At 75.5% G+C, this 22,791-nt stretch carries 22 protein-coding genes and 1 riboswitch; of the genes, 13 read left to right on the forward strand and 9 right to left on the reverse strand.

Annotated features, from left to right (window positions below; genetic code table 11):
* Positions 1-45 precede the first annotated feature (45 nt).
* The 3 genes from ABZ945_RS07745 to ABZ945_RS07755 are packed head-to-tail and all read right to left on the reverse strand — an operon-like array spanning position 46 to position 2,902.
* On the reverse strand, positions 46-1,287 hold the full coding sequence (locus tag ABZ945_RS07745) for a bifunctional RNase H/acid phosphatase (RefSeq protein WP_361265556.1): 1,242 nt from the start codon (positions 1,285-1,287) through the stop codon (positions 46-48).
* Positions 1,287-2,030, reverse strand: a complete 744-nt coding sequence (locus ABZ945_RS07750; RefSeq protein WP_361266001.1) for a C4-type zinc ribbon domain-containing protein — start codon at positions 2,028-2,030, stop codon at positions 1,287-1,289. Before ABZ945_RS07750 ends, ABZ945_RS07745 begins: the two co-directional genes overlap by 1 nt.
* Positions 2,027-2,902, reverse strand: coding sequence for a Nif3-like dinuclear metal center hexameric protein (locus tag ABZ945_RS07755; protein WP_361265558.1), 876 nt, complete (start codon positions 2,900-2,902; stop codon positions 2,027-2,029). Before ABZ945_RS07755 ends, ABZ945_RS07750 begins: the two co-directional genes overlap by 4 nt.
* Before the next feature lie 432 nt (positions 2,903-3,334).
* Here ABZ945_RS07755 and ABZ945_RS07760 point away from each other — a divergent pair, with 432 nt between their 5' ends.
* Positions 3,335-4,522, forward strand: coding sequence for a hypothetical protein (locus ABZ945_RS07760; protein WP_361265562.1), 1,188 nt, complete (start codon positions 3,335-3,337; stop codon positions 4,520-4,522).
* A 288-nt stretch (positions 4,523-4,810) separates the two neighbouring features.
* Here ABZ945_RS07760 and ABZ945_RS07765 read toward each other — a convergent pair whose 3' ends face one another.
* On the reverse strand, positions 4,811-6,259 hold the full coding sequence (locus ABZ945_RS07765) for an MFS transporter (RefSeq protein ID WP_361265565.1): 1,449 nt from the start codon (positions 6,257-6,259) through the stop codon (positions 4,811-4,813).
* A 192-nt stretch (positions 6,260-6,451) separates the two neighbouring features.
* Here ABZ945_RS07765 and ABZ945_RS07770 point away from each other — a divergent pair, with 192 nt between their 5' ends.
* The 4 genes from ABZ945_RS07770 to ABZ945_RS07785 all read left to right on the forward strand — a co-directional run bounded on the left by ABZ945_RS07770 (position 6,452) and on the right by ABZ945_RS07785 (position 9,472).
* Complete coding sequence (locus ABZ945_RS07770) at positions 6,452-7,096, forward strand: class I SAM-dependent methyltransferase (RefSeq protein WP_361265568.1); 645 nt, start codon at positions 6,452-6,454, stop codon at positions 7,094-7,096.
* A 70-nt stretch (positions 7,097-7,166) separates the two neighbouring features.
* On the forward strand, positions 7,167-8,060 hold the full coding sequence (locus ABZ945_RS07775; protein WP_361265572.1) for an N-acetylmuramoyl-L-alanine amidase: 894 nt from the start codon (positions 7,167-7,169) through the stop codon (positions 8,058-8,060).
* Positions 8,061-8,158: 98 nt separating this feature from the next.
* Positions 8,159-9,019 carry a hypothetical protein gene (locus tag ABZ945_RS07780; RefSeq protein WP_361265576.1) on the forward strand — a complete coding sequence of 287 codons (861 nt, stop codon included), beginning with the start codon at positions 8,159-8,161 and terminating at the stop codon, positions 9,017-9,019.
* A 159-nt stretch (positions 9,020-9,178) separates the two neighbouring features.
* Positions 9,179-9,472, forward strand: a complete 294-nt coding sequence (locus tag ABZ945_RS07785; RefSeq protein ID WP_248637139.1) for a hypothetical protein — start codon at positions 9,179-9,181, stop codon at positions 9,470-9,472.
* Between the two features lie 26 nt (positions 9,473-9,498).
* Here ABZ945_RS07785 and ABZ945_RS07790 read toward each other — a convergent pair whose 3' ends face one another.
* From ABZ945_RS07790 to ABZ945_RS07800, 3 genes are read right to left on the reverse strand one after another with little or no spacing between them, the layout of a single operon-like run.
* On the reverse strand, positions 9,499-10,599 hold the full coding sequence (locus ABZ945_RS07790; protein ID WP_361265579.1) for a prenyltransferase/squalene oxidase repeat-containing protein: 1,101 nt from the start codon (positions 10,597-10,599) through the stop codon (positions 9,499-9,501).
* Positions 10,596-11,363, reverse strand: a complete 768-nt coding sequence (locus ABZ945_RS07795; protein ID WP_361265582.1) for a class I SAM-dependent methyltransferase — start codon at positions 11,361-11,363, stop codon at positions 10,596-10,598. Before ABZ945_RS07795 ends, ABZ945_RS07790 begins: the two co-directional genes overlap by 4 nt.
* A complete protein-coding gene (locus ABZ945_RS07800; protein WP_361265585.1) occupies positions 11,357-12,823 on the reverse strand; it encodes a glycosyltransferase family 4 protein in 1,467 nt (488 codons plus the stop codon). The genes ABZ945_RS07795 and ABZ945_RS07800 overlap by 7 nt, the downstream gene beginning before the upstream one ends.
* Positions 12,824-13,038: 215 nt before the next feature.
* Here ABZ945_RS07800 and ABZ945_RS07805 point away from each other — a divergent pair, with 215 nt between their 5' ends.
* The 7 genes from ABZ945_RS07805 to ABZ945_RS07835 all read left to right on the forward strand — a co-directional run bounded on the left by ABZ945_RS07805 (position 13,039) and on the right by ABZ945_RS07835 (position 20,437).
* Entirely contained in the window at positions 13,039-13,626 is a 588-nt protein-coding gene (locus ABZ945_RS07805; RefSeq protein ID WP_361265588.1) for a TetR family transcriptional regulator, read from the forward strand.
* 84 nt (positions 13,627-13,710) lie between these two features.
* A riboswitch (cobalamin riboswitch) is annotated at positions 13,711-13,798 on the forward strand.
* A 155-nt stretch (positions 13,799-13,953) separates the two neighbouring features.
* Positions 13,954-15,360: a prenyltransferase/squalene oxidase repeat-containing protein gene (locus ABZ945_RS07810; RefSeq protein ID WP_361265591.1), complete on the forward strand. Its 1,407-nt coding sequence runs from the start codon at positions 13,954-13,956 to the stop codon at positions 15,358-15,360.
* A complete protein-coding gene (locus ABZ945_RS07815; RefSeq protein WP_361265594.1) occupies positions 15,357-16,028 on the forward strand; it encodes an SCO2322 family protein in 672 nt (223 codons plus the stop codon). The genes ABZ945_RS07810 and ABZ945_RS07815 overlap by 4 nt, the downstream gene beginning before the upstream one ends.
* Complete coding sequence (locus tag ABZ945_RS07820; RefSeq protein ID WP_361265597.1) at positions 16,025-17,161, forward strand: energy-coupling factor transporter transmembrane component T; 1,137 nt, start codon at positions 16,025-16,027, stop codon at positions 17,159-17,161. Before ABZ945_RS07815 ends, ABZ945_RS07820 begins: the two co-directional genes overlap by 4 nt.
* Positions 17,158-18,861 (forward strand): ATP-binding cassette domain-containing protein, encoded by a 1,704-nt coding sequence (locus ABZ945_RS07825; protein WP_361265600.1) that lies wholly within the window; start codon positions 17,158-17,160, stop codon positions 18,859-18,861. Before ABZ945_RS07820 ends, ABZ945_RS07825 begins: the two co-directional genes overlap by 4 nt.
* Positions 18,858-19,730, forward strand: a complete 873-nt coding sequence (locus ABZ945_RS07830) for an ECF transporter S component (protein WP_361265603.1) — start codon at positions 18,858-18,860, stop codon at positions 19,728-19,730. The genes ABZ945_RS07825 and ABZ945_RS07830 overlap by 4 nt, the downstream gene beginning before the upstream one ends.
* A 38-nt stretch (positions 19,731-19,768) precedes the next feature.
* Complete coding sequence (locus tag ABZ945_RS07835) at positions 19,769-20,437, forward strand: O-methyltransferase (RefSeq protein ID WP_361265607.1); 669 nt, start codon at positions 19,769-19,771, stop codon at positions 20,435-20,437.
* Between the two features lie 142 nt (positions 20,438-20,579).
* On the opposite strand, the gene ABZ945_RS07840 is transcribed toward ABZ945_RS07835, so the two are convergent.
* Positions 20,580-21,407 (reverse strand): hypothetical protein, encoded by an 828-nt coding sequence (locus tag ABZ945_RS07840; RefSeq protein ID WP_361265610.1) that lies wholly within the window; start codon positions 21,405-21,407, stop codon positions 20,580-20,582.
* The gene (locus ABZ945_RS07845) at positions 21,407-22,066 is read right to left on the reverse strand and encodes a hypothetical protein (protein WP_361265613.1); all 660 of its coding nucleotides are present in this window, start codon (positions 22,064-22,066) and stop codon (positions 21,407-21,409) included. The genes ABZ945_RS07840 and ABZ945_RS07845 overlap by 1 nt, the downstream gene beginning before the upstream one ends.
* A gap of 168 nt (positions 22,067-22,234) precedes the next feature.
* On the opposite strand from ABZ945_RS07845, the gene ABZ945_RS07850 reads away from it, so the two are divergent.
* Complete coding sequence (locus tag ABZ945_RS07850; RefSeq protein ID WP_361265616.1) at positions 22,235-22,780, forward strand: GNAT family N-acetyltransferase; 546 nt, start codon at positions 22,235-22,237, stop codon at positions 22,778-22,780.
* Positions 22,781-22,791: the final 11 nt, after the last annotated feature.

The following is a 22,791-nucleotide window of genomic DNA, read 5'->3' on the forward strand; positions in this document are numbered from 1 at the left end:
GAAGGGCCCCCGCGCCGTGCCGGCGCGGGGGCCCTGAGGGGTGGCTCAGCGCAGGTGCGAGGTGTCGTTGAGCAGCCGCACCGAGGCGTTGCCGTCGCGGTAGTAGGCGACCGCGGAGAGCGAGGCCGCCGACAGCTCCATCCGGAACAGCGACTCCGGCGGGGCGCCCAGCGCCAGCCGGACCAGGGTCTTGATCGGGGTGACATGGGTGACCGCCAGCACCGTACGACCCGCGTGCCGCTCGACCAGCCGGTCCCGGGCGGCGGCGACCCGGCGGGTGACCGCCGCGAAGGACTCGCCGCCGGTGGGCGCCGCCTTCGGGGAGGACAGCCAGGCGTCCAGGTCGTCCGGGTAGCGCTCCTTCACCTCGGCGAAGCTCAGCCCCTCCCAGGCGCCGAAGTCCGCCTCCCGCAGCCCCTGTTCGACCTGGACGTCCAGTCCGAGCCGTTCGGCGATGGCGGCGGCGGTCTGCCGGCAGCGCAGCAGCGGCGAGGTGACGATCTCCTGGACGGTGCCCCGGGCGGCCAGCATCGCGGCGGCCGCCTCGGCCTGGCGCCGCCCGGCCTCGGACAGCTCGGGATCGCTGCCGCCGCTGCCGGAGAACCGCTTCTGCGGGGTGAGCGCGGTCTCCCCGTGCCGCAGCAGCACCAGGGTGGCCGGGGCGCCCAGATCGGCGGTGGCCCAGCCGACGGCCGGGACGGCGGCCCGGGTGGTCGCCTCGGTGGCCTCACGGGGCCCGGGGCCGGCCAGGGCGGCGCGGGCCTTGGCGGCGCCCGCCCCCTGGTCGCCGACCACCCGGGCGGCGGACGCGTCGGTGGTGGACGCGGCGCGGATCACGGAGGAGTCGCCGGGCTGCCACGGGCGGCCGAGCTTCCCGGCGTCCATCGCCTCGTTGGCGAGCCGGTCGGCGTGCTTGTTCCGCTCGCGCGGGATCCACTCGTAGCGGACCTGCGCGGCGGGGAAGATCCGGGCCGCCTCGGCGGCCAGCGGCTTCATGTCCGGGTGCTTGATCTTCCAGCGGCCGGACATCTGCTCCACGACCAGCTTGGAGTCCATCCGCACCCGCACCGACGCCTCCGGCGCCAGCTCGCGGGCCGCCTTCAGCCCGGCGATCAGGCCCCGGTACTCGGCGACGTTGTTGGTGGCGGTGCCGATGTACTCGGCGGCCTCGGCCAGCGGCTCGCCCGAGACCGGGTCCAGGACGACCGCCCCGTATCCGGCCGGGCCCGGGTTGCCCCGGGAGCCGCCGTCCGCCTCCACCACCAGTTCACTGGGCGGGGCAGCCATCAGAGGCCGGACTCCGAGGTGCGCACCAGGATGCGGCGGCAGTTCTCGCAGCGGACGACCGTCCCGGGGGCCGCGGCGCGGACCTCGTTCAGCTCGGTGATGTTCAGCTCCAGCCGGCAGCCCTCGCAGCGGCGCTGGAACAGCTTGGCCGCGCCGACCCCGCCCTGCTGGCCGCGGATCTTCTCGTAGAGCTTCATCAGGTCGGCGGGCACCGACCCGGCGATCACCTCGCGCTCCTTGGTGACGGAGGCGGCCTCGTCGTCCAGACCGCCCTGGGCGGCGTCCCGGCGGGAGGTGGCGTCGTCGTGCTTGGCCTGCACGGCGCCGGTGCGCTCGGTCAGCTCGGCGACCCGCTCCTGGGCGGACTCGCGGCGCTCCATGACCTCCAGCACCACGTCCTCCAGGTCGCCCTGGCGCTTGGCGAGGGAGACCAGCTCGCGCTGGAGGTTCTCCAGGTCCTTGGGGGAGGTGACGGCGCCGGAGTCCAGGCGCTGCTGGTCGCGGACGGCGCGCTGGCGGACCTGGTCGACGTCCTGCTCGGCCTTGGTCTGCTCGCGGGCGCAGTCGCCCTCCTCGGTCTGCGCGGCCACCAGCAGGTCGCGCAGCTGGGCGAGTTCCTTGGTCAGCGAGGCGATCTCGGCGTGCTCCGGCAGCCCGTCGCGCTTGTGGGCGAGCTGCGCGAGGCGCAGGTCGAGGGCCTGGACGTCGAGAAGGCGGATCTGGTCGGCGGGCGCGGCGTTCAGTTGGGGGCTCCAGAGAAAGAGTGATCAGAGGAAGAGTGATCAGCAGAAGAATGATCGGAAGAAGGGCGAAGGGAGTCGGAGTGGTGTGACCAGGGGTCGGTGACCGTCGTGGAGGCGTGGACCGCCAGGTCCCAGCCGCGGCGGTCGGAGATCCCGGCGAGCTGGCTCGCGGCCAGCGCGCACCAGGGCTGCTCGGTGGCCCAGTGGGCGGCGTCGACCAGTCCGAGCGGGGAGTGCTGGACGGCCTCGGAGACCGGGTGGTGGCGCAGGTCGGCGGTGAGGAAGGCGTCCACACCGGCGGCCCGTACCGCGTCGAAGAGGCTGTCGCCGGAGCCGCCGCTGACCGCGACCCGGCGCACCGGGGCGTCCGGGTCTCCGGCGGTGCGGATGCCCTGGGCGGTGGCGGGCAGGGCGCGGGCGGCCCGCTCGGCGAAGGCGCGCAGCGTCTCGGGCTCGTCCAGCTCGCAGATCCGGCCGAGGCCGTTCTCGGGGACCAGCGGCCCGGTGGTGCGCAGCCCGAGGGCGGCCGCCAGGGCGTCGGAGACGCCGGGCTCGGCGGTGTCGGCGTTGGTGTGGGCGACGTGCAGGGCGATGTCGTGCTTGATCAGGGTGTGCACCACCCGGCCCTTGAAGTGCCCGGCGGCGACCGTGGTGGTGCCGCGGAGGTAGAGCGGGTGGTGGGTGACCAGCAGGTCGGCGCCGAACGCGATCGCCTCCTCGACGGTCTCCCGGACCGGGTCGACGGCGAACAGCACCCGGCGCACCGGGGCGTCCGGGTCGCCGCAGACGGTGCCGACGGCGTCCCACTGCTCGGCCCGCTCGGGGGGCCAGAGGGCGTCCAGCTCGGCGATGACTTCAGACAGACGGGGCACGGGGCAAGGCTACCTGTCCGGCGTAACGGGACGGTCATGGCCGGTGGGGGCGGGGAGCGGGATCCCGGGGGCGGTGGAGGGGTGCGGGAGGACCCCGCCAGCACAGCCGCCGCCGCGACACCCGGTGAACGGGCCGAGGGCCACCCTTACAGGTGAAGCGAGCGAGGTCCCGTTGTCCGGCTGGACGTGCGAAAACTAGCTTCAGTCGCCGGAGGTGACGAACCGATGACAGCCTGTGCCATCGAGACCGCCACGCAGACCGCCGTACGCACTGCCGTTGGCACCGCCGCACACACGGCCGCACGGACCGCCGCGGGGGGTCCCGGACCGGACCGGACGCCGGGCGGGGCCGGGACGCCGGACGAGGGCGGGACGCCGCGCACGGAGGCGGGGTCGGCCGGTCCACCGGGCCAGGGGATGGCGAGCGGCGGGATGGCGGGCGCCAAGGCCGGGGCCGGGGCCGGGTTCACGCTGGCCGCGGGCGGTGGTTACGCGGTGCGGCTGGCCGGGGCGGGCGAGTCCCGCTACCCGGAGCGGTGGACCCTGGACGGTCCCGAGCCCTACGCCGTACCGCTGCCGGCCGACCAGCCGGAGGACCCGGACGCGCAGCTGCTGGCGCTGGCGGACGGCCGGGTGCTGATCGGGCGCCGGAGCGAGGGGCGGCGGCTGTTCTCGCTGCTGTACCCGAGCGGGCCGCGCACCGGGGAGGTGCCGCTCGGCGCGGTGGCGGACGGCCCGGGCGCGGGCGGGGCGGTACGGCTGCTGCCCCCTTCGCCGGACGGGCTCCGGGCGTACGCGCTGAGCGCGGGCGAGCACTCCACCGGGGTGTGGCGGGTGTGCGGCGGGGCGGGCGGCGGCCCGGAGCTGGTGGCCGAGGTGCCCGGGCGCTGCGCGGGCGGGGTGTGGCTGGACGGTACGGGGCGGCTGCTGGCCCTGGACCGGCGGCCCGCGCGGGGCGGGCCGGTGAAGTCGGTGGCGGTGGACCTGGAGCGGGGCGGCGAGGTGACGCCGCTGCTCCAGATCACCGAGGACAGCGACGACCGGGTGCTGCTGGCGGACGCGGACAGCGGGCTGCTGCTGGTCCGCTCGGACGCCCCCTCGCCGGGCGCGCCCCGGCTGGGCTGGGGGGTGCTGGGCTCCACGCTGCCGGTGCGGTTCCCGGAGTGCCTGCGGCTGCCGGACGCGGCGGTGACCCCGTTCGCGGTGCAGCCGGGGCAGACGCTCACCCCCGAGGGGTGCGCGGTGGCGCTGCGGATCGACGGGGCGGCGGGCAGCTGGGTGGGCGTCTGGCGCCCGGCCGAGCGGCGGCTGCACCAGGTGGCCGCGCCGCCCGGGTGGCAGGCCGGGGCGGGGCTGTGGACCCGGGAGGGGGTGCTGCTGCTGCCGTACGCGACCGGGGCGGTGCCCTGCGGACTGGCCCGGCTGGCCCGTTCGGCGCCCCCGGAGCAGGAGGCCGCCCCCGCCACGCCCCCCGTCCCGTCGTCCACCACATCCGCACAACCGGAACCGTCCGGGGCGGAACCGAGGGCGGCCGTCACGGCGACTGTCGGGGTGTGCAGACCGGTCCCGCTCCAGCAGGCGCCGCTGACCGGTCGCGCACCTGTCAACGGGAGGCCCTAGACTCGCGGGCCGCACATCATCGGACGATCACGACGGGGTGAAGTTCCCACATGTCTGAAGCCATGACCGACACGACCCAGGCGGGACCGCAGGGGGACGCCGGCGGCTCCGGAAAGCACCGAGGCGGCTCCGCGCGCACGGAGGACTCCGCGGACCGCCCGCACGGCCGCCACCGCAGGGACCCTCAGGCGGAGGCCGCCTGACCCACGGGGCACGAACAGGAGACAGCGAGAGGGCCGGAGCCCGGGCGATCCCCGGGCCCGGCCCTCTCCCCTCCCCCGCGTCGGTTCAGTGCTGTTCTGCCCGGCGCGGCATCCACAGCAGCGTCAGCAGCGCCCCGGCCAGCAGCACCCCGGCGCCGGTGCGGAAGGCCAGCGCATAGCCGGCGGCGACCGCCTCCGGGGCGGCCGACGCCCCGGTGCGCGCGGCGGCGACCGTGGAGAGCACCGCGAGGCCCAGCGCGCCGCCCATCGTCCGCGAAGTGTTGACCAGGCCGGAGACCAGGCCCGCGTCACCGGGCGCGGCGCCCGAGGTGGCCAGCGAGGCGAGCGGGGTGATCGACAGGCCGACGCCCAGCATCATCAGGATGCCGGGGCCGAGGATCGTGGTCACATACGAGCCGTCGGCCTCCATCAGGGACTGCCAGCCGAACCCGGCGGCGGCCACCAGGGCGCCCAGCACCGCGAGGTCCCGGGCCCCGACCACCGCCATCAGCCGGGGCGCCAGCTTGGAGCCGAGGACCACGCTCAGCGAGCTGGGCACCAGCGCCACTCCGGCCTCCAGCGGGGTGTAGCCGAGCACCCCCTGCGCGTACACCGTCAGGAAGAACCACATGGCGAACGAGGCGGAACCGTTGACCAGCATGGCCGCGTTGGCCGCCGAGACCGGGCGGGAGCGGAACACCTTCAGCGGCATCAGCGGCTCCCGGGTGCGGGCCTCCACCGCGACGAAGAGGGCGAGCAGCGCCAGCCCGCCGAGCAGCGGGAGCAGGGTGGCGGCGTCGCCCCAGCCGGCCTGCTCGGTCTGCACGATCCCGTAGGCGACGGCGGCGAGCCCGGCGGTGGCCAGCACGGCGCCCGGCAGGTCCAGCCGGCGGCGGCCCTCCGTGCCGCGCCCCTCGCGTATCCACAGCACCGCGGCCACGATGACCACCGCGCCGATCGGCACGTTGATCAGCAGCACCCAGCGCCAGGAGAGCAGATCGGTGAGCACCCCGCCGACCAGCCCGCCGGCCGCGCCACCACCGGCGCCGACCGCGGACCAGGTGCCTATCGCCCGGGTCCTGGCCGGTCCGGGCGGCACCGACGAGGTGACGATGGTGAGCGTGGCGGGCGCGAGCACCGCGGCGCCGAGGCCCTGGACCGCCCGGGCGGCGAGCAGCTGCCAGCCCTCGGCGGCCAGTCCGCCGGCCACCGAGGCGGCGGTGAACAGCCCCAGGCCCACCAGGAACATCCGCTTGCGCCCGAACAGGTCCGCGGCCCGCCCGCCCAGCAGCATGAACCCGGCGAAGGCGATGGTGTACGCGTTGAGCACCCACTGGAGCCCCAGCGCGGAGAGCCCGAGGTCGGAACGCATCGACGGCAGCGCCACATTGACCACGGAGACATCGAGGACGACCAGGAACTGCCCGGCGCAGGCGGCGGCGAGCACCGCCCAGGTCCGCTGCGGGCGGTCGGCCGGGGTGGCGGAGGGCTCGGGGACGGGGGACACGGCGGTGTGGGGACGGGGCTCGGGCATGCGTTCCATGGTCGCAGCCGGCCGGTGCTCCCTACACCCGCCTGTCGTCGCACCGGCCCGGGACCTTGGTCCTAGGCGGGCTCCTAGGCGGGCCCCGGCCGGTGCCGGGCGGCCCGGTCACCGCGACTACCGGCGGGTACGGCAGCATGGGCCCCGCACCGCAGACCCCTGACCATGTGCTGGAGGAACCCCATGGCCGCCGTACCCGGGCCGCAGACGCTGGCCGCCTTCGAGGCCGCCAAGGGCTTCATGCCGGTACGTGAGGGGCTGGCGCTGTACGCGGCGGCGGCCGAGGCGGCGGCGCTCGGGCTGCCGCTGCTGGAGGTCGGCAGCTACTGCGGGCGCTCCACCATCCTGCTCGCCGACGCGGCCCGGGCGGCCGGGACGGTCGCGGTGACCGTGGACCACCACCGGGGCAGCGAGGAGCAGCAGCCGGGGTGGGAGTACCACGACCCCGAGGTGGTGGACCCGGAGGTGGGGCTGATGGACACCCTGCCGACCTTCCGCCGCACCCTGCACGCGGCCGGTCTTGAGGAGCACGTCATCGCGGTGGTCGGGCGCTCCCCGCAGGTGGCCCGGGTGTGGGCGGGCGAGGTGGGGCTGGTCTTCGTGGACGGCGGCCACACCGACGAGCACGCCACCGGGGACTACGAGGGCTGGGCGCCCAAGGTCGCCGAGGGCGGGCTGCTGGTCATCCACGACGTCTTCCCCGACCCGGCGGACGGCGGCCAGGCCCCGTACCGGATCCACCAGCGGGCGCTGGCCTCCGGGGCGTTCACCGAGGTGTCGGCGACCGACTCCCTCCGGGTGCTCCGCCGGACCGGCCCCGGTGCCTGACCGGCCGCCGGCCTGGTGGCTCCTCCCCCGCCTGCCGGCCCGCCCGGACCTCGGCCCGTAGCATGCGCGGGTGCACGACGACGACAGCCTCCGCCCCGCGTCCGCCCGCCGCCGACCGCTCATCGTCCTCGCCGCCCTGCTGACGGTGTCGGCCGCCGTCGGCGCACTGGTGTGGGGGGTGGCGCGCGGCCCGGACCCGGACGCCCCCGCCGACGGCCGCGGTCCCACCGCCTCCCCGACCGGAGAGCCGACTGCCGGAGAGCCGACCACCGGCGAATCACCCGCAGGGAAGCCGCTCGCCGGGCGGACCGTGCTGGTGGACCCGGGACACAACCCGGGGAACTTCCGGCACACCGCGGAGATCAACCGCCAGGTGGACGCCGGGACGCACCGCAAGGAGTGCGACACCACCGGCACCGCCACCGAAGCCGGTTACACCGAGGCCGCGTTCACCCTGGACGTGGCCCACCGGCTGCGCGACCTGCTCACCGCCCAGGGGGCGAAGGTGGTCCTCACCCATGACGCCGACCGGCCCTTCGGCCCCTGTGTGGACGAGCGGGCCAGGATCGGCAACGCGGCCCGCGCCGACGCCGCGATCTCCGTCCACGCGGACGGCTCGGGCCGGGGCAACCGCGGCTACCACGTGATCCTCCCGGCGAAGGTCGCCCAGGGCAGCGCGGACACCTCGGCGATCGTCGCCCCCTCGCGGACGCTCGGCGAGCGGGTCGCGGCCGGCTTCCGCGCCGCCACCGGAACCGCGCCCTCCAACTACGTGGGCGGCGGCACCGGCCTGGATGTGCGCGCGGACCTCGGCGGGCTCAACCTCTCCACGGTCCCCAAGGTCTTCGTGGAGTGCGGCAATATGCGCGATCCGCAGGACGCCGCATTGCTGACAGACCCGGCATGGCGTCAGAAAGCGGCCCGGGGCATGGCCGACGGCATCCGCACCTACCTGCTGCGCTGACGGGACCGGACGATAGATTCCTCCGTACGATGGGGTCCGGCTACCACCCCCGTGCTTCGCGCCACCCCGATGAGACAACCGACGAAGGACTCTTTCACGTGAACATCCGATCCCTCACTAGAGGCGACGGCGTGGTGATCGGAGCAGCGGTGGTGCTGTTCATCGCCTCGTTCCTCGATCTCGCCAGTATCGACTGCCCGAGCGGCATCGACTGCTCCGACTACGGCACCAACGCCTGGGACAGCCTCGGCCTGCTGATGAGCATGTTCCTGGCCGGTGTCATCGGCGCGGTGCTGGTCGTGGTCGGCCGCGCCATGCCGGGTCGCAAGGTGGCCGGGCTGGACGTGGGCCAGTTCGGTGTGGCGTTCTGCGTCTTCGCGCTGTGGACGGCGTTCTGGAGCATCATCGACTGGCCGTCCGACGCGGGCGCCGGCATGATCCTCGGCCTGCTGGCCACCATCGCGCTGGCCGCCGGTGCCATCGCCGCCCCGCTGGTCCCGGCGCTGAAGGCCCCGCTGATGGGCGCCCCGCGTCCGCAGGTCCCGGGCCCGTACGGCGGCCAGCCGCAGGGCGGCTACGGCTACCCCGGCGCCCAGGGCCAGCCGTACGGCACCCAGGGCGGCCAGCCCCCGCAGGGCGGCTACGGCTACCCGGGCACCCCGCAGCCGCAGGGTGCCTCGCAGGCCGGTCAGCCGGGCGCCCCGGCCGACGCGGGCCAGGCCCCGCAGGGCGGCGCCACCCCGGCGCCCGCGCCCGGCGGGGACTTCTCCCCGTTCTGGTTCGCGGTCCCGGTGGCCCGTCCGCTCTACCCGGAGGACGGCTCGCCGACCCCGCTCGCCGAACTCGCCCCCGGCACCTGGTACCTGGCGGTGGAGCAGCGCGGCTCCGGCCTGATCGCCCAGACCCAGGACGGGCGCCGCGGCGTCCTCCAGGACACCACCGGCATCCAGCGCGGCTGACACCGCCGGCCATCAGGCATCCGGACCCCCGAAGCCCCCGCCCTCTCCGCAGGGCGGGGGCTTCGCCGTTGCCACTGCGGCCTCAACCCGCCCATGATCACCCAGGGTTCGACCCATGGGCAGAGGTTTGCCGGGGGGCCCGGCGGCAATCCGTCGAGCATGTCAACCCGTCATCGCAGCGGCAGCAACCAGGCGGCGACCGTGATCGTCGTCATCGCGGATGTCATGGCCGCCATCATCGGCCTCTGGATCATCATGTACCTGCTCGACGCCAACCGGGCCAACGACCTGGTGGCGTGGGTGGCGGACGCGGCCCGGTTCCTCGCGGGCTGGTCCTACGACCTGTTCACCTTCGACGAGGCCTGGGCCCGCGTCGTCATGGGCTACGGCCTGGCGGCGGTGGTCTACCTCTTCATCGGCCATCTGATCGCCGGCCGCATCCGCCGCGGCTGACCCCGCCCGCGCCTTACGGGACCGGGCTAACCGCAGTCGGCGCAGTCCGGTTCCAGGCCGCGGGGCAGCCGGGTGCCCCCAAAGACCGCGGTGGTCGCCTCGTCCCCCCCGAGGGCGGCCACCGCGAGCAGCAGCGAGCCGGCCGTCCAGGTGGTCAACTCCTCCGGCCACACGGCCGGCTCGCGCCCGGTATCGGCGTCGCCCTCGAAGACGTAGCCGGTCCAGTACATCCCGCCCTCGGCGCGCAGATGGCCGAGCGACTTCAGAATGGCGAGGGCCCGGTCGGACTCGCCCACCGCCCAGAGGGCGAGGGCCAGTTCGCAGCTCTCGCCGCCGGTGACCCAGGGGTTGGGCAGCACACAGCGCACACCCAGCCCCGGCACCACGAACTCGTCCCAGCGGGCGTCGATCCGGGCCCGGGCGGCCTCGCCGGTGACCGCGCCGCCGAGGACCGGGTAGTACCAGTCCATCGAGTAGCGGTCCTTGTCGAGGAAGCGCTCGGGGTGGTGGCGCACCGCGTGGCCGAGCGCGCCGGCGGCCAGCTCCCAGTCGGGCTGGGGCTCCTCGCGCGCCTCGGCGATGGCCAGCGCGCAGCGCAGCGCCTGGTGGATCGAGGAGCTGCCGGTCAGCAGGGCGTCGGCGGTGACCGTGCCGTCGGGTTCGCTGCGCCAGCCGATCTGCCCGCCGGGCTGCTGGTGGCGCAGCACGAACTCCACGGCCGCGTAGACGACCGGCCACATCCGGTCCAGGAAGGCGTCGTCGCCGGTGGCGAGGTGGTGGTGCCAGACGCCGACCGCCACATAGGCGCAGAAGTTCGTCTCCCGGCCGTGGTCGGTGACCTGGTCGTACGCCCCGTCGTGGTAGGCGGCGCACCAGGAGCCGTCGGCGTTCTGGTGGCGGGCCAGCCAGTCGTAGGCGCGGGCGGCGGCGGAGTGCTCCCCGGCCGTGTCCAGCGCCATGGCGGCCTCGATGTGGTCCCAGGGGTCCAGGTGGTGGCCGCGGAACCACGGGATGGCGCCGTCCGGCCGCTGGACGGCGAGCAGGGAGGCGACGGTCTCGGCGGCCTGCCCGGCGGTGAGCACCCCGGGCAGCACCAGGTGCCCGGCGACGCGGTCGGGGCTGGTCACCGCTCGGCGTCCGCCGTCGCACCGGCGGCCTCGGAGGCAGCCGGGCGGGGCAGGTGCGGCTTGGTCGCGTACGCCACGAAGCTCTTGCCGATGACCGGGTTGAGCGCCTGCTCGGCGAGCCGGGTGGCCAGCGGCTTCTTCATGATGTCCCAGACCAGCAGCTTGTGGTACGCCCGTACCGGCAGCGCCTTGTCGTTGTCCACGCCGAAGGCGCACTTCAGCCACCAGTACGGCGAGTGCAGCGCGTGCGCGTGGTGGGTGCCGTACGGGCGCAGCCCCGCCTCGCGGATGCGGGCCAGCAGCTCGTCGGCCTTGTAGATGCGGATATGGCCGCCCTCGACCTCGTGGTAAGCGTCGGAGAGCGCCCAGCAGACCTTCTCGGGGCCGTAGCGCGGGACGGTGACCGCGATCCGGCCGCCGGGCCTGAGCACCCGGACCATCTCGGCGAGCACGCCCTTGTCGTCGGGGATGTGCTCCATCACCTCGGAGATGATCACGACGTCGAAGGACTCGTCGGGGAAGGGCAGGTTGAGCGCGTCGCCCTCCATGGCGACCGCGCTGGCCCCGGCGGGCGCCTCCCCGGCCTCGGCCATCGCGGCGAACCACTTGGTGACCTCGCGGATCTCCTCGGCGTTCTGGTCGAGCGCGACGACCCTGGCCCCGCGCCGGTAGGCCTCGAAGGCGTGCCGGCCGGCACCGCAGCCCAGGTCCAGGACGCGGTCGCCGGGGGCGATCGGGAAGCGGGTGAAGTCGACGGTCAGCACGGGGTCGGCCTGCCTTCGCGGTCGTTCGGGGTGGCGGCGGCGCGGGTCGCGCGCGCATGCGGAGTCGCGGGCGCCGGGGTGGGGGGCGCGCTGGGGAAGGGGGCCGGCGTCCCGGTGGCGATGGCCTCGCGGTACAGCTCGGCGGTGCCCTGGGCGGCGCGGGCCCAGGTGAACCGTTCCAGCACCCGGGCGCGGCCGGCCGCGCCGAGCCGGAGGCGCAGGGCGGGCTCGGCGAGCAGCCGGCCGAGGGCCTGGGCCAGCGCCCCGGCGTCGGCGGGCGGGACGGCCAGACAGGTGTCGCCGTCGCGGCCGGAGACCTCGGGGATCGCCCCGCCGGTGGTGGCGACCAGCGGCGTACCGGTGGCCATCGCCTCGGCGGCGGGCAGCGAGAACCCCTCGTAGAGGGAGGGCACGCAGGCCACCTGGGCCGAGCGGTAGAGGTCGACCAGCTCGGCGTCGGTGACGCCCTTGACGAATCGGACCACGTCCCCGCCCAGCCCGTACCGCTCGATGGCCTGGGCGACCGGACCGTCCTCGGCGGGGCGGCCGACCACCACCAGATGGGCGTCCGGGTTCTCGGTGCGGAGCTTGGCCAGCGCCTCCACCAGGTGCACCAGCCCCTTGAGCGGGACGTCGGCGCTGGAGGTGGTGACGATCCGGCCGGTCACCTCGGGCACGGACGGGTCAGGGGACCACAGCTCGGTGTCGGCGCCGATGTGCACGACCCGGATGCGCTCGGGGGCCACCCCCAGGTCCTCGACGATCTCGTCGCGGGAGGAGCCGGAGACGGTGAGCACCGAGGGCAGCCGGCGGGCGACCCGCTTCTGCATCCGGGTGAAGGCGTACCAGCGGCGGACCGAGGCGCGGCGCTTGAGGTCGGCCGCCGCGGCCAGCTCCAGCCGCCGGTCCACGGTGATCGGGTGGTGGATGGTGGTGACCAGCGGGGCGCCCAGGTCGCCGAGCAGGCCGTAGCCGAGCGTCTGGTTGTCGTGGACCACGTCGAACTCACCGCGCCGGGCGCGCAGATGGCGCCGGGCGCGCAGCGAGAAGGTCAGCGGCTCGGGGAAGCCGCCGGTCCACATGGTGGCGACCTCCAGCGCGTCCACCCAGTCGCGGTACTCGCCGCGCTTGGGCGTGCGGAAGGGGTCGGGCTGCCGGTACAGGTCCAGGCTGGGCAGCTCGGTGAGCGGGACCCCGCCGTCGAGTACCGGGTAGGGCTGGGCGCCGATGACCTCGACGCTGTGGCCGAGCCGGGCCAGTTCGCGGGAGAGATGGCGTACGTAGACGCCCTGGCCGCCGCAGAACGGGTTGCCCTTGTAGGTGAGGAGCGCGATCCGCAGCGGGCGGTCACCGGACGGGCCGGCGGCACCGGCGGGACTCCCGGGGGCGGTGCCGACGCCGGTGCCGATATCGGTGCCGATGTCTCGGCGGGGGCCTGCGTCCATGGCCTCGGCGGTCACTCGCGGGCCCCCTTCTCGCCTGTTCCTGCCTGCGTTTCGCCGGAGCGTAACCGCTGGCGCTAATCTGGAACAAGTTTCAGACTTGGTCGTTCAGGAGCATCGAATCTACCGGCAGGTAGCGCCGCTGTGCGGGCCGGAACAGGTGATTCCCGCCACGGCGGACACCTCCCGGAGTGGCAGCGGCATGACGGACAGCGGTACGACGGGCGGGACTGATGACCGAGGAAACCAGGGCGGCGGCGCCGCTGACCGAGCGCCAGGAGGCACGCCGCCGCGCCATCCTGCGGGCCAGCGCCGAGCTGGCCGGGCGGGGCGGGTTCGACGCCGTCCAGATGCGTGAGGTGGCGGAGGCCGCCGATGTCGCCCTGGGCACGCTCTACCGCTACTTCCCGTCCAAGATCCATCTGCTGGTCGCGGTGATGCAGGACCAGCTGGACCGGCTGCACACCACCCTGCGCAAGCGGCCCCCGTCCGGCGAGCGGGCCTCCGAGCGGGTCGCCGAGACCCTGATGCGCGCCTTCCGGGCGCTCCAGCGCGAGCCGCACCTCGCCGAGGCCATGGTGCGCGCGCTGACCTTCGCCGACCGGGGCGCCAGCGCCGAGGTGGAGGCGGTCTCCCGGCGTACCACCGCGATCATCGTGGACGCCACCGGCCTGGACCGCCCCACCGCCGACCAGCTCTGCGCGGTCCGGGTGGTGGAGCACACCTGGTACTCGGTACTGATCGCCTGGCTCTGCGGCCGCGCCTCGCTGGACCAGGTCCGCGCCGACATCGAGACGGCCAGCCTGCTGGTCGACCGCTGACCACCGGCCGACCACAGGGACCTCCGGCGTCGGGGCGCAGATGACCCACCGGTAAAGTGGTCGGGCAGTCATCGTCCCGTACGGGGGGAAGCCGGTGCGAATCCGGCACTGACCCGCAACCGTGAGCCGCGCCGCCCGCAGGGGCACCAGCGCGCGGCGAGTCGGAACACCTCGTACCGGACTGACCGGCTCGGGCCGCCGGAAGCTCCACGGGAGCCTCGACGGTGGCCGGCACCGTCGGGAGACGCGGGGCCGGAGCCCGGCCCCCGCGTTGTGCCGGTGCCCGCTCCCGGCCCGGTACCGAGCACATCGCGCAGAGAGGCCCCCATGACCACCGTCCGCGTCCGCCGCCCCGGCGCCGCCGCGCTCGCCGCCGCCGCGGCACTGCTCGGCACCGGCCTTCTCGGCCCCGCGACCGCCGCCTCCGCGGCCCCCCAGGCCCCTACGGCTCCCAAGCCCTCCCCCAGCTCCTCGCCCGCCGCCCCGGCGCTGCCCGAGGGGCTGTACGGGACCGGCGACCCGACCTATGACGGGGTCTGGCGCCAGTCGCTGGCCTTCATGGCCCAGCAGGTGTCCGGCGTGGAACCGGCCCGGGAGTCGGTGCGCTGGCTGCTGGACCAGCAGTGCGCGGGCGGTGGCTTCGCGGCCTACCGGCCCGCCCCGGACAAGCCCTGCGACGACGCCACCGTGCTGGACACCAACGCCACGGCGGCCGCGGTGCAGGCCCTGGCCGGGGTGGAGGACCCCGAGGGCGCCGAGGCGGAGAAGGGCGCGCCCGGCCAGGCGGTGAAGGCGGGTGCCTCCTGGCTGAAGGAGGCGCAGAACGAGGACGGCGGCTGGGGCTACAACCCCGGCTCCCCGAGCGACGCCAACTCCACCTCCATCGTGATCAGCGCCCTGGCCGCGACCGGGGACCGTCCGGGTGACCTCGTCTCCGGCACCGGGAAGACCCCGTACGACGCGCTGCTCGGCCTCGCGCTGCCCTGCGACGCCAAGCCGGGCGGGGGCGCCGAGCCGGGCGGGGGCGCCAAGCCGGGCGGGGGCGCCAAGCCGGGCGGGGGCGCCTTCGCCTACCAGCCGGACAAGGCGGGCAAGCTGGCGGCGAACGCCGACGCCACCGCCGCCGCGGTGCTCGCCGGGCTCGGCAAGGACCTCCAGACCCGGGGCGTCCAGCCGCAGCAGAAGCCGGAGTGCGTCACCCCGGCGAAGCCGGCGATCGAGCGGGCCGCCCGCAACGGCGCCGCCTATCTGGCCGGGGCCCTCGCCAAGAACGGCCACCTGGAGCAGCCGCCGCTGCCGGGCGCCGAGGAGAGCGCGCCCATGCCCGACTTCGGCAACACCGCCGACGCGGTGATCGCCCTCTCGGCGGCCGGCGCCACCGAGGAGGCCCAGCCGGCGCTGGAGTGGCTGGAGAAGAACGCCGAGGGCTGGGCCGACCAGGGCGGGCCCGCCGCCTACGCCCAGCTGGTGCTGGCCGCGCACGCCGCCGGCGCCGACGCCCGGGCCTTCGGCGGCACCGACCTGGTCGCCCGGCTGAACGCCACCGGCCCCCAGCCCGCCACCGCGCCCACCCCCGAGGCCGCCGCCACCGACCAGGGTTCGACCCGCGAGGAGGGCAACGGCGACGAGGAGGGCGACGGCATCAACACCGGAGTGGTGGTCGGCAGCTTCCTGGTCGCCGGTATCGGCATCGGCTTCCTGATCAGCGGCCGCGGCCGGAACCGCACCCCGTGACCCGCCGCACCCTCTCCGCGCTGCTCGCCGCGCTGCTGTCCCTGGCGGCGCTGGTCGTGCTGACGGTCGCGACCGCCGGTCCGGCCCAGGCGGCCGGCTACCGCTACTGGTCGTTCTGGGAGAGCGGCGGCGGGGCGTGGACCTATGCCACCCAGGGCCCGGCGACCGCCCGTCCGGCCGACGGGGATGTCAACGGCTACCGGTTCGCGGTCAGCGCCGACTCCGCCGACGCCGCCAAGCCCCGGCGCGCCCCCGACTTCGCCGCCGTCTGCGGCTCCGGCCCGGCGCCGAAGGGCGCCAAGCGGGTCGCCTTGGTGCTGGACTTCGGCACCGCCGCGGACGCCCCGGCGGGGGAACGGCCGCCCGCCCAGCGGGGGGCATGCGCCCGGGTGGACGAGGACGCCACCAGCGCCGAGGCCCTGGCGGCGGTGGCCAAGCCGCTGCGCTACGGCGACGGCGCGCTGCTCTGCGCCATCTCCGGCTACCCGAGGACCGGCTGCGGCGAGCAGGTGGCCACCACCCCCTCCCCTTCTGTTTCCTCCTCCGCTTCGGATTCCGGTTCCGGTTCCGGTGGGGACGGGCCGTCGGTCGGGCTGGCGGCCGGGGCGGCGGCCGTCGCCGTGATCGCCGCCGCGGCCGTCTGGCAGGCCAGGCGCCGGCGCCGATGAGGCTGCGCGCCCCGGAGGCCCGGCGGTCCAACGCCCTGCACGCCGGCGCCTGGTGGCTCTGGGCGCTGGGCCTGGCGGTCGCCGCCTCCCGTACCACCAACCCGCTGCTGCTCGGTCTGCTGGTCGCGGTCTCCGGATACGTGGTGGCGGCCCGCCGCACGGACGCGCCCTGGGCCCGGGCGTACGGGGCGTTCGTCAAGCTGGGCCTGGCCGTACTCCTGCTCCGGCTGGTCTTCTCGGTGCTGCTGGGCTCGCCCATCCCGGGCAGCCATGTGCTGGTCACCCTGCCCGAGGTGCCGCTGCCCGACTGGGCGCGGGGCATCCGGCTCGGCGGCCGGGTCACCGCCGAGCAGCTGGTGTTCGCGCTCTACGACGGGGCGCGGCTGGCGGCGCTGCTGATCTGCGTGGGCGCGGCCAACGCGCTCGCCAACCCGGCGCGACTGCTGAAGTCACTGCCGGGCGCGCTGTACGAGGCGGGGGTGGCGGTGGTGGTCGCGATGACCTTCGCCCCGACCCTGGTCGCCGATGTGCTGCGGCTGCGCACCGCGCGCCGGCTGCGCGGCCGGTCCACCGGCGGGGTGCGCGCGGTGCTCCAGGTCGGGCTGCCGGTGCTGGAGGGGGCGTTGGAGCGGTCGGTGGCGGTCGCCGCCTCGATGGACGCGCGCGGCTTCGGCCGTACCGCCCCGGTCCCGGCGGCCATGCGCCGGCTGACCGCCGTACTGACGCTGGGCGGGCTGTTCGCCGTCGTCGTCGGGGTGTACGGGCTGCTCACGGCCGACGGTACGGGCGGGGAGGCCGGGATCGGCTACGGGCTGCCGTGCGCGGCGGCCGGTACGGCGCTGGCGCTGGCCGGGCTGCGCCTGGGCGGCCGCCGCTCGGTGCGCACCCGCTACCGGCCGGACCGCTGGGGCGTCCGGGCCTGGCTGGTGGCCGGCTCCGGACTGCTGGTCGCCGCCCTGGTCATCGCCCTGGACACGCCGGCGCTGCACCCGGGGGTGGTCCCGCTGGAGGCGCCCGGACTGCCGCTGTGGCCGGCGCTCGCCGTACTGCCGGGCCTGCTGCCCGCGTTCGTCGCCCCGGTGCCGGGACAGCCCGCCGGCCCGGCCCGGGTAAAGAAGGAGGCAGTGGGTTGATCCGCTTCGAGAACGTCTCGGTGGTCTACGACGGCGCCGAGGCACCCGTACTGCGCGGGGTGGACCTCACCGTCCCGGAAGGCGAACTGGTGCTGCTGGCGGGCCCGTCGGGGGTGGGCAAGTCCACCCTGCTGAACGCGGTCTGCGGGCTGGTGCCGCACTTCACCGGCGGCACCCTGCGGGGCCGGGTCACCGTCGACGGCCGCGACACCCGCACCCACCGCCCGCGCGAACTGGCCGATGTGGTCGGCACCGTGGGCCAGGACCCGTCCGCCCACTTCGTCACCGACACGGTGGAGGACGAACTCGCCTACGGGATGGAATCGTTGGGCATCGAGCCGCAGGTGATGCGGCGCCGGGTGGAGGAGACCCTCGACCTGCTGGGCCTGGCCGAGCTGCGGGACCGCCCGATCGCCACCCTCTCCGGCGGTCAGCGCCAGCGGGTGGCGATCGGCTCGGTGCTCACCCCGCACCCCCGGGTGCTGGTGCTGGACGAGCCGACCTCCGCGCTGGACCCGGCGGCAGCCGAGGAAGTACTCGCGGTGCTCCAGCGGCTGGTGCACGACCTGGGCACCACCGTGCTGATGGCGGAGCACCGGCTGGAGCGGGTGGTGCAGTACGCGGACCGGGTCGCGCTGCTGCCCGCGCCCGGCGCCCCGGTGGTGCTGGGGCCGCCCGCCGAGGTCATGGCGCACTCCCCGGTGTACCCGCCGGTGGTGGGGCTGGCCCGGCTGGCCGGCTGGGAGCCCGTACCGCTGACCGTCCGCGACGCCCGCCGCCGCGCCGCCCCGCTGCGGGAGCGCCTGGCGGACTCCCCCGTTCCAGTTCCGGTTTCGGTTCCGGTTTCGATTTCGGAGGTGGCTCCGGTGGCCGGCGGCGGGGTCCCGCCCCGTGGGCCGCTGGCCCGGCTGCTGCGGCGGACTCCGGTTTCCGTACCGACCCGTCCGGAGGAATCCCTCCTCACCGTGGAGCGGCTGGCCGTGCGGCGCGGCCGGGTGGAGGCGCTGCGGAAGGTGGACCTGCGGGTCGCGCCCGGGGAGACCGTGGCGCTGATGGGCCGCAACGGGGCGGGCAAGTCCACCCTGCTCGGCGCGCTGGTGGGGATGGTGGAGCCGGCCGGCGGCACCGTCCGCGTACACGGCCTGGAGCCGCACCGCACCGCGCCCAAGGAGCTGATCCGGCACGCGGGCCTGGTCCCGCAGGAGCCGCGCGATCTGCTCTGCTCCGACACCGTGGCCGCCGAGTGCCGGGCGGCCGACGCCGACGCGGGCGCGGCCCCGGGCAGCTGCCGGGAGCTGGTCTCCGTACTGCTGCCGGATGTGGCCGACGGCACCCATCCACGCGATCTCTCCGAGGGGCAGCGGCTCGCCCTGGCGCTGGCCGTGGTGCTGACCGCGCGCCCGCCGCTGCTGCTGCTCGACGAGCCGACCCGGGGCCTGGACTACGCGGCCAAGGCCCGGCTGGCCGGGGTGCTGCGCGGGCTGGCGGCCGAGGGGCACGGGATCGTGCTGGCCACCCATGATGTGGAGCTGGCCGCCGAGCTGGCGCACCGGGTGGTGATCCTGGCGGACGGGGAGGTCGTCGCCGACGGGCCGACCGCCGAGGTGGTGGTCTCCTCCCCCTCCTTCGCCCCGCAGGTGGCCAAGGTGCTGGCACCCCGGCCGTGGCTGACGGTCGCCCAGGTGGAGGCGGCGCTGTGAGCCGTACCGGGCCGGCCTCCTCGAAGGCCGGCGGGCGTCCGATCCGCCTCGGGCCGCGCTCGGTGGCGGCGCTGCTGCTGGTCAGCCTGGTCGGGGTGGCCGCGTTCGGCTGGCCGCTGCTGGCCGACCCCTCCTCCGCCCTGGTCAGCCGCTCGCTGGACGCCCCCTGGCTGCTGGCGGCGCTGCTGCCGCTGCTGGTCGCGGTGGTGCTGGCCACCATCGCCGACAGCGGGATGGACGCCAAGGCGGTCGCCATGCTCGGTGTGCTCGCGGCGGTGGGCGCGGCGCTGCGGCCGCTCGGCGCGGGCACGGCCGGGCTGGAGCCGATGTTCTTCCTGATGGTGCTGAGCGGCCGGGTGCTGGGGCCCGGTTTCGGCTTCGTCCTCGGCTCGGTGACCATGTTCGCCTCGGCGCTGCTGACCGGCGGGGTCGGGCCCTGGCTGCCGTTCCAGATGCTGTCGATGGGCTGGTTCACCCTGGGCGCGGGGCTGCTGCCAGGGGGGCGGGGGCTGCGCGGGCGCGGTGAGCTGGCGCTGCTGGCCGGATACGGGGCGGTGGCGGCCTTCGCCTACGGGACGGTGATGAACCTCCAGGGCTGGGTGCTGCTCCAGGGCGTCGGCAGCGGGATCTCGTTCCGGCCCGGCGACCCGCTCACCGAGAATCTGGTGCGCTTCCTGGCGTACTGCGCGGCGACCTCGCTCGGCTGGGACCTGGGGCGGGCGGTGCTCACCGTGGTGCTGGTCGCCACCGTGGGCCCGGCGGTGCTGAGGGCGCTGCGCCGGGCGACCCGCCGGGCCGCGTTCGACGCCCGGCCCGCGTTCCAGACCGATGGTCATGATGGTCATATCGATGGCGACAAGTCGCCGTAGCACTCCGGCGAGGGGGCGAACTGGCGTACGTTTCCCCCATGACTCAAGATCAGTGGAAAGCCGTTGAGGAGTACGTGGTCGACCGCCTCCTCCCCGCCGACGAGGTGCTGAGCGCCGCGCTCGCCGAGAGCGACGCGGCGGGTCTGCCGCAGATCGAGGTGTCCCCGCCGCACGCCAAGCTGCTCCAGCTGCTGGCCCGTTCCATCGGCGCGCGGGCCATCCTGGAGGTGGGCACGCTCGGCGGGTACAGCACCATCTGGCTGGGCCGCGCGCTGCCCGAGGACGGCCGGCTGGTGACCCTGGAGTACGCCGAGGCGCACGCGGAGGTGGCCCGGGCCAACCTGGCCCGCGCCGGGCTGGCGAAGGTGGCGGAGGTACGGGTCGGGCCGGCGCTCGACTCGCTGCCGAAGCTGGTCGAGGAGGGCGCTGGCCCGTTCGACCTGGTCTTCATCGACGCCGACAAGGTGAACAACCCGCGCTATGTGGAGTGGGCGCTGAAGCTGACCCGCCCCGGCAGCCTGATCGTGGTGGACAACGTGGTGCGCGGCGGCGCGGTCACCGACGGCTCCGGCGATGACCCGTCGGTGCGCGGCACCCGCGAGACCTTCGACCTGGTGGCGAGCCATCCCCGGCTGGACGGCACGGCGGTCCAGACGGTCGGCGGCAAGGGCTGGGACGGCATGCTGATCGCCCGCGTCACCGACTGACCGCTCCGGCAGGCGGATACGGCGGCAGCGGGCGGCCCGGACGGCATCGTTCACCGTCCGGGCCGCCCGGGCCGCTCGTTCGTACTCGCTCGTTCGTACTCGCTTGTTCGTACTCGCTTGTTCGTACTCGCTCGCTCGTCGCTCAGAGCCGGAGCAGCCGCTCCGTCATCTCCCGGTACGCCCGGAGGGTGACTCGGAGCTGCTCGGTGTCGTGCGCCGGACCCGCCTCGCCCTTCCTGCCGGCGCGCCCTTCGCCGTCGCCGTCCCAGCCGGTACGCAGGGAGCGGCGCCGCTCGTCCAGCGCGGCCGTCAGATGCTCGGTGGCCGCCTCCAGCACCCCGGCCGCCTCGCGCACCGCCCGCTGGGGGCTGTCCACGAACTCGGACAGGGCATGCTGCATACGCCGGGTCAGCTCGTCCCGCTCATGGGCGGGCAGCAGCTCGTCATGGTCCTTGCCGTGCTCACCGGTCCGATCGCCGATCCGGTCACCGGCCCGGTCGCCGTGGGTGCCGGCCCGGGGGTCGGCGGGCGGTGCGGCCGGGGCGTGCGGGACGTGCCCCGCCTGGCCGGTGCCGACGCCCGTACCGGCTCCCGTCCCCGTCCCCGTACCGACACCGGTGCTGTGCCCGGCGCTCGGCGGCGGCGGGGCGGTGTCGGCGCCGATCGGCGGGAAGTGACCGGTGACCGAGGGGTCACCGCCCGGGGCGGCGGGCGGGGTGGGCGGGGCCTGGTGCTGCCCGGCATGGGGCGGGGTGTGCCCGGCGCCGGGACCCGGCGGGGGCGGAGGCACCTGGCCCGGCTGCCCGCTGTGCTGGAGCGGGTCCGGGGAGACGCCCGGGGCGGCGGGTCCCTTGGCCCGGCCCTCGGGGCTCTCCGGGTGCTCGGCACCGGCCCGGGCACCGAGGTGCCGGGGGGCGGGCTGGGTGCGGGGGGTGCGGGCCGGGTCGGTACCGGCGGGGTCGTAGGACATCAGGCGCCACTCCCCTTCGGCCAGGCGGCCTGGGTACGGTTCCCGCGCTCGGTGCGGCGGGTCGGGCGGTGGTGCGCGTGGCGGCCGGAGTCCTCGCCCTGCTCGGCGACCAGGACCTCGAACAGCCGGCGCGCGTCCAGCATGGCCTCGCGCAACTCCTCGGTGTGCGCGCCGCCCTGGACCTCGGCGGCCTGGGTCATCCCGGCCGCGCGGTGCACATTGCGGTAGCCCTCGACCTGGTGGGCGTGGTGCACGGAGAGGGCGTCGAGCTGCTCCTCGTACGCCTGGGCGTCCGGGTAGCCCCGGTCCTGGGCGAGCCGGGCGACCAGCCGCTCGGCCTCGACGACCGCCTGCTGCGGGGCGTCCACGAAGCGCTCCTGGAGGCCGGCCCACAGGGCGACGTACTGCTCGCGCGCCTCCGGGGGCAGCGGCCGCGCCCGCAGCTGGCCGTGGCGCTCGACGCGCTGGGCCAGTTCACGCTCGGCGGCCTTGGTGTCGCCGTCGTGCAAGGCGACCGTACGCTCGTACTCGGGGCCGAAACGCCGCTTCAGACCTCGTCCGCGCCGACCGCCGGACTTGCCGGGTCCCACGTACAGGACCGCGGCCACCACGGCGGCGAAGACGAGGACCAGAGCGACGACGATCAGGACAGTTGACATGACTGCCTTTCCCTGGATGCGGGAGGGCGGGCGGACCTGACGGACCGCCAGCCTCGTCGGACTGGTGGATGAATAAGGGGAAAGCCGGCGGTGGTTCGGTGAGCTCGACGGGCGGGTTGCCGGAAAACCGTTGGGCAAACGGCGGCACCCCGGGATAGGCACGGACCCATGGAGAGTGTTCGAGGGACCGGGTGGGTGTTCGCGCCGGAGCGGTACGACAGCGCGGCGGCCACCGCGCTGCGCCGGGACTACTACGCCGAGGTGGCCGGACGGTACTGGGGGCGGCCCGCCACCGCGGCGGAGGTGGACTCCGGGTTGGCCGGGGACGGCGTGGAACTGCTCGCCCCGCCCACCGGTCAGTTCCTGGTCGGCCGGGTGGGCGGCCCGGACGGCCCGCCCGCCGCCTGCGGAGGTGTGCTGCTACTGGATGGCGTGGCGGGACTGGACGGCCAACGGGCCGAACTGACCCGGGTGTTCGTCCGCCCCGAGCACCGGGGCACCGGCGGCGCGGCCCTGCTGATGGCCGCGCTGGAGGAGGCGGCGGCCGGGCTGGGGATGCGGCGGCTGGTGCTCAACACCCGGCTCGACCTCATCGAGGCCTGCCGGTTGTACGCGCGCACCGGCTACCGGGAGATCCCGCGCTACGGCGACGCCCCGTACGCGGAGATCTGGTTCGGCAAGGAGCTGGAGCCGGCTCCGGTACCGGCTCCCTGAGTCCCCCTGCC

Origin of the sequence: Streptomyces sp. NPDC046887 (assembly GCF_040644755.1) — a bacterium.
GTDB lineage: Bacteria > Actinomycetota > Actinomycetes > Streptomycetales > Streptomycetaceae > Streptomyces > Streptomyces lichenis.

What these genes read in the sequence shown, in the direction of transcription:
- ABZ945_RS07745 (WP_361265556.1), bottom strand. Translation starts at nt 1,287, where the DNA reads ATGGCTGCCCCGCCCAGTGAACTGGTGGTGGAGGCGGACGGCGGCTCC.
- ABZ945_RS07760 (WP_361265562.1), top strand. Translation starts at nt 3,335, where the DNA reads ATGGCGGGCGCCAAGGCCGGGGCCGGGGCCGGGTTCACGCTGGCCGCG.
- ABZ945_RS07765 (WP_361265565.1), bottom strand. Translation starts at nt 6,259, where the DNA reads ATGCCCGAGCCCCGTCCCCACACCGCCGTGTCCCCCGTCCCCGAGCCC.
- ABZ945_RS07770 (WP_361265568.1), top strand. Translation starts at nt 6,452, where the DNA reads ATGGCCGCCGTACCCGGGCCGCAGACGCTGGCCGCCTTCGAGGCCGCC.
- ABZ945_RS07785 (WP_248637139.1), top strand. Translation starts at nt 9,179, where the DNA reads ATGTCAACCCGTCATCGCAGCGGCAGCAACCAGGCGGCGACCGTGATC.
- ABZ945_RS07805 (WP_361265588.1), top strand. Translation starts at nt 13,039, where the DNA reads ATGACCGAGGAAACCAGGGCGGCGGCGCCGCTGACCGAGCGCCAGGAG.
- ABZ945_RS07810 (WP_361265591.1), top strand. Translation starts at nt 13,954, where the DNA reads ATGACCACCGTCCGCGTCCGCCGCCCCGGCGCCGCCGCGCTCGCCGCC.
- ABZ945_RS07820 (WP_361265597.1), top strand. Translation starts at nt 16,025, where the DNA reads ATGAGGCTGCGCGCCCCGGAGGCCCGGCGGTCCAACGCCCTGCACGCC.
- ABZ945_RS07835 (WP_361265607.1), top strand. Translation starts at nt 19,769, where the DNA reads ATGACTCAAGATCAGTGGAAAGCCGTTGAGGAGTACGTGGTCGACCGC.
- ABZ945_RS07840 (WP_361265610.1), bottom strand. Translation starts at nt 21,407, where the DNA reads ATGTCCTACGACCCCGCCGGTACCGACCCGGCCCGCACCCCCCGCACC.
- ABZ945_RS07845 (WP_361265613.1), bottom strand. Translation starts at nt 22,066, where the DNA reads ATGTCAACTGTCCTGATCGTCGTCGCTCTGGTCCTCGTCTTCGCCGCC.
- ABZ945_RS07850 (WP_361265616.1), top strand. Translation starts at nt 22,235, where the DNA reads ATGGAGAGTGTTCGAGGGACCGGGTGGGTGTTCGCGCCGGAGCGGTAC.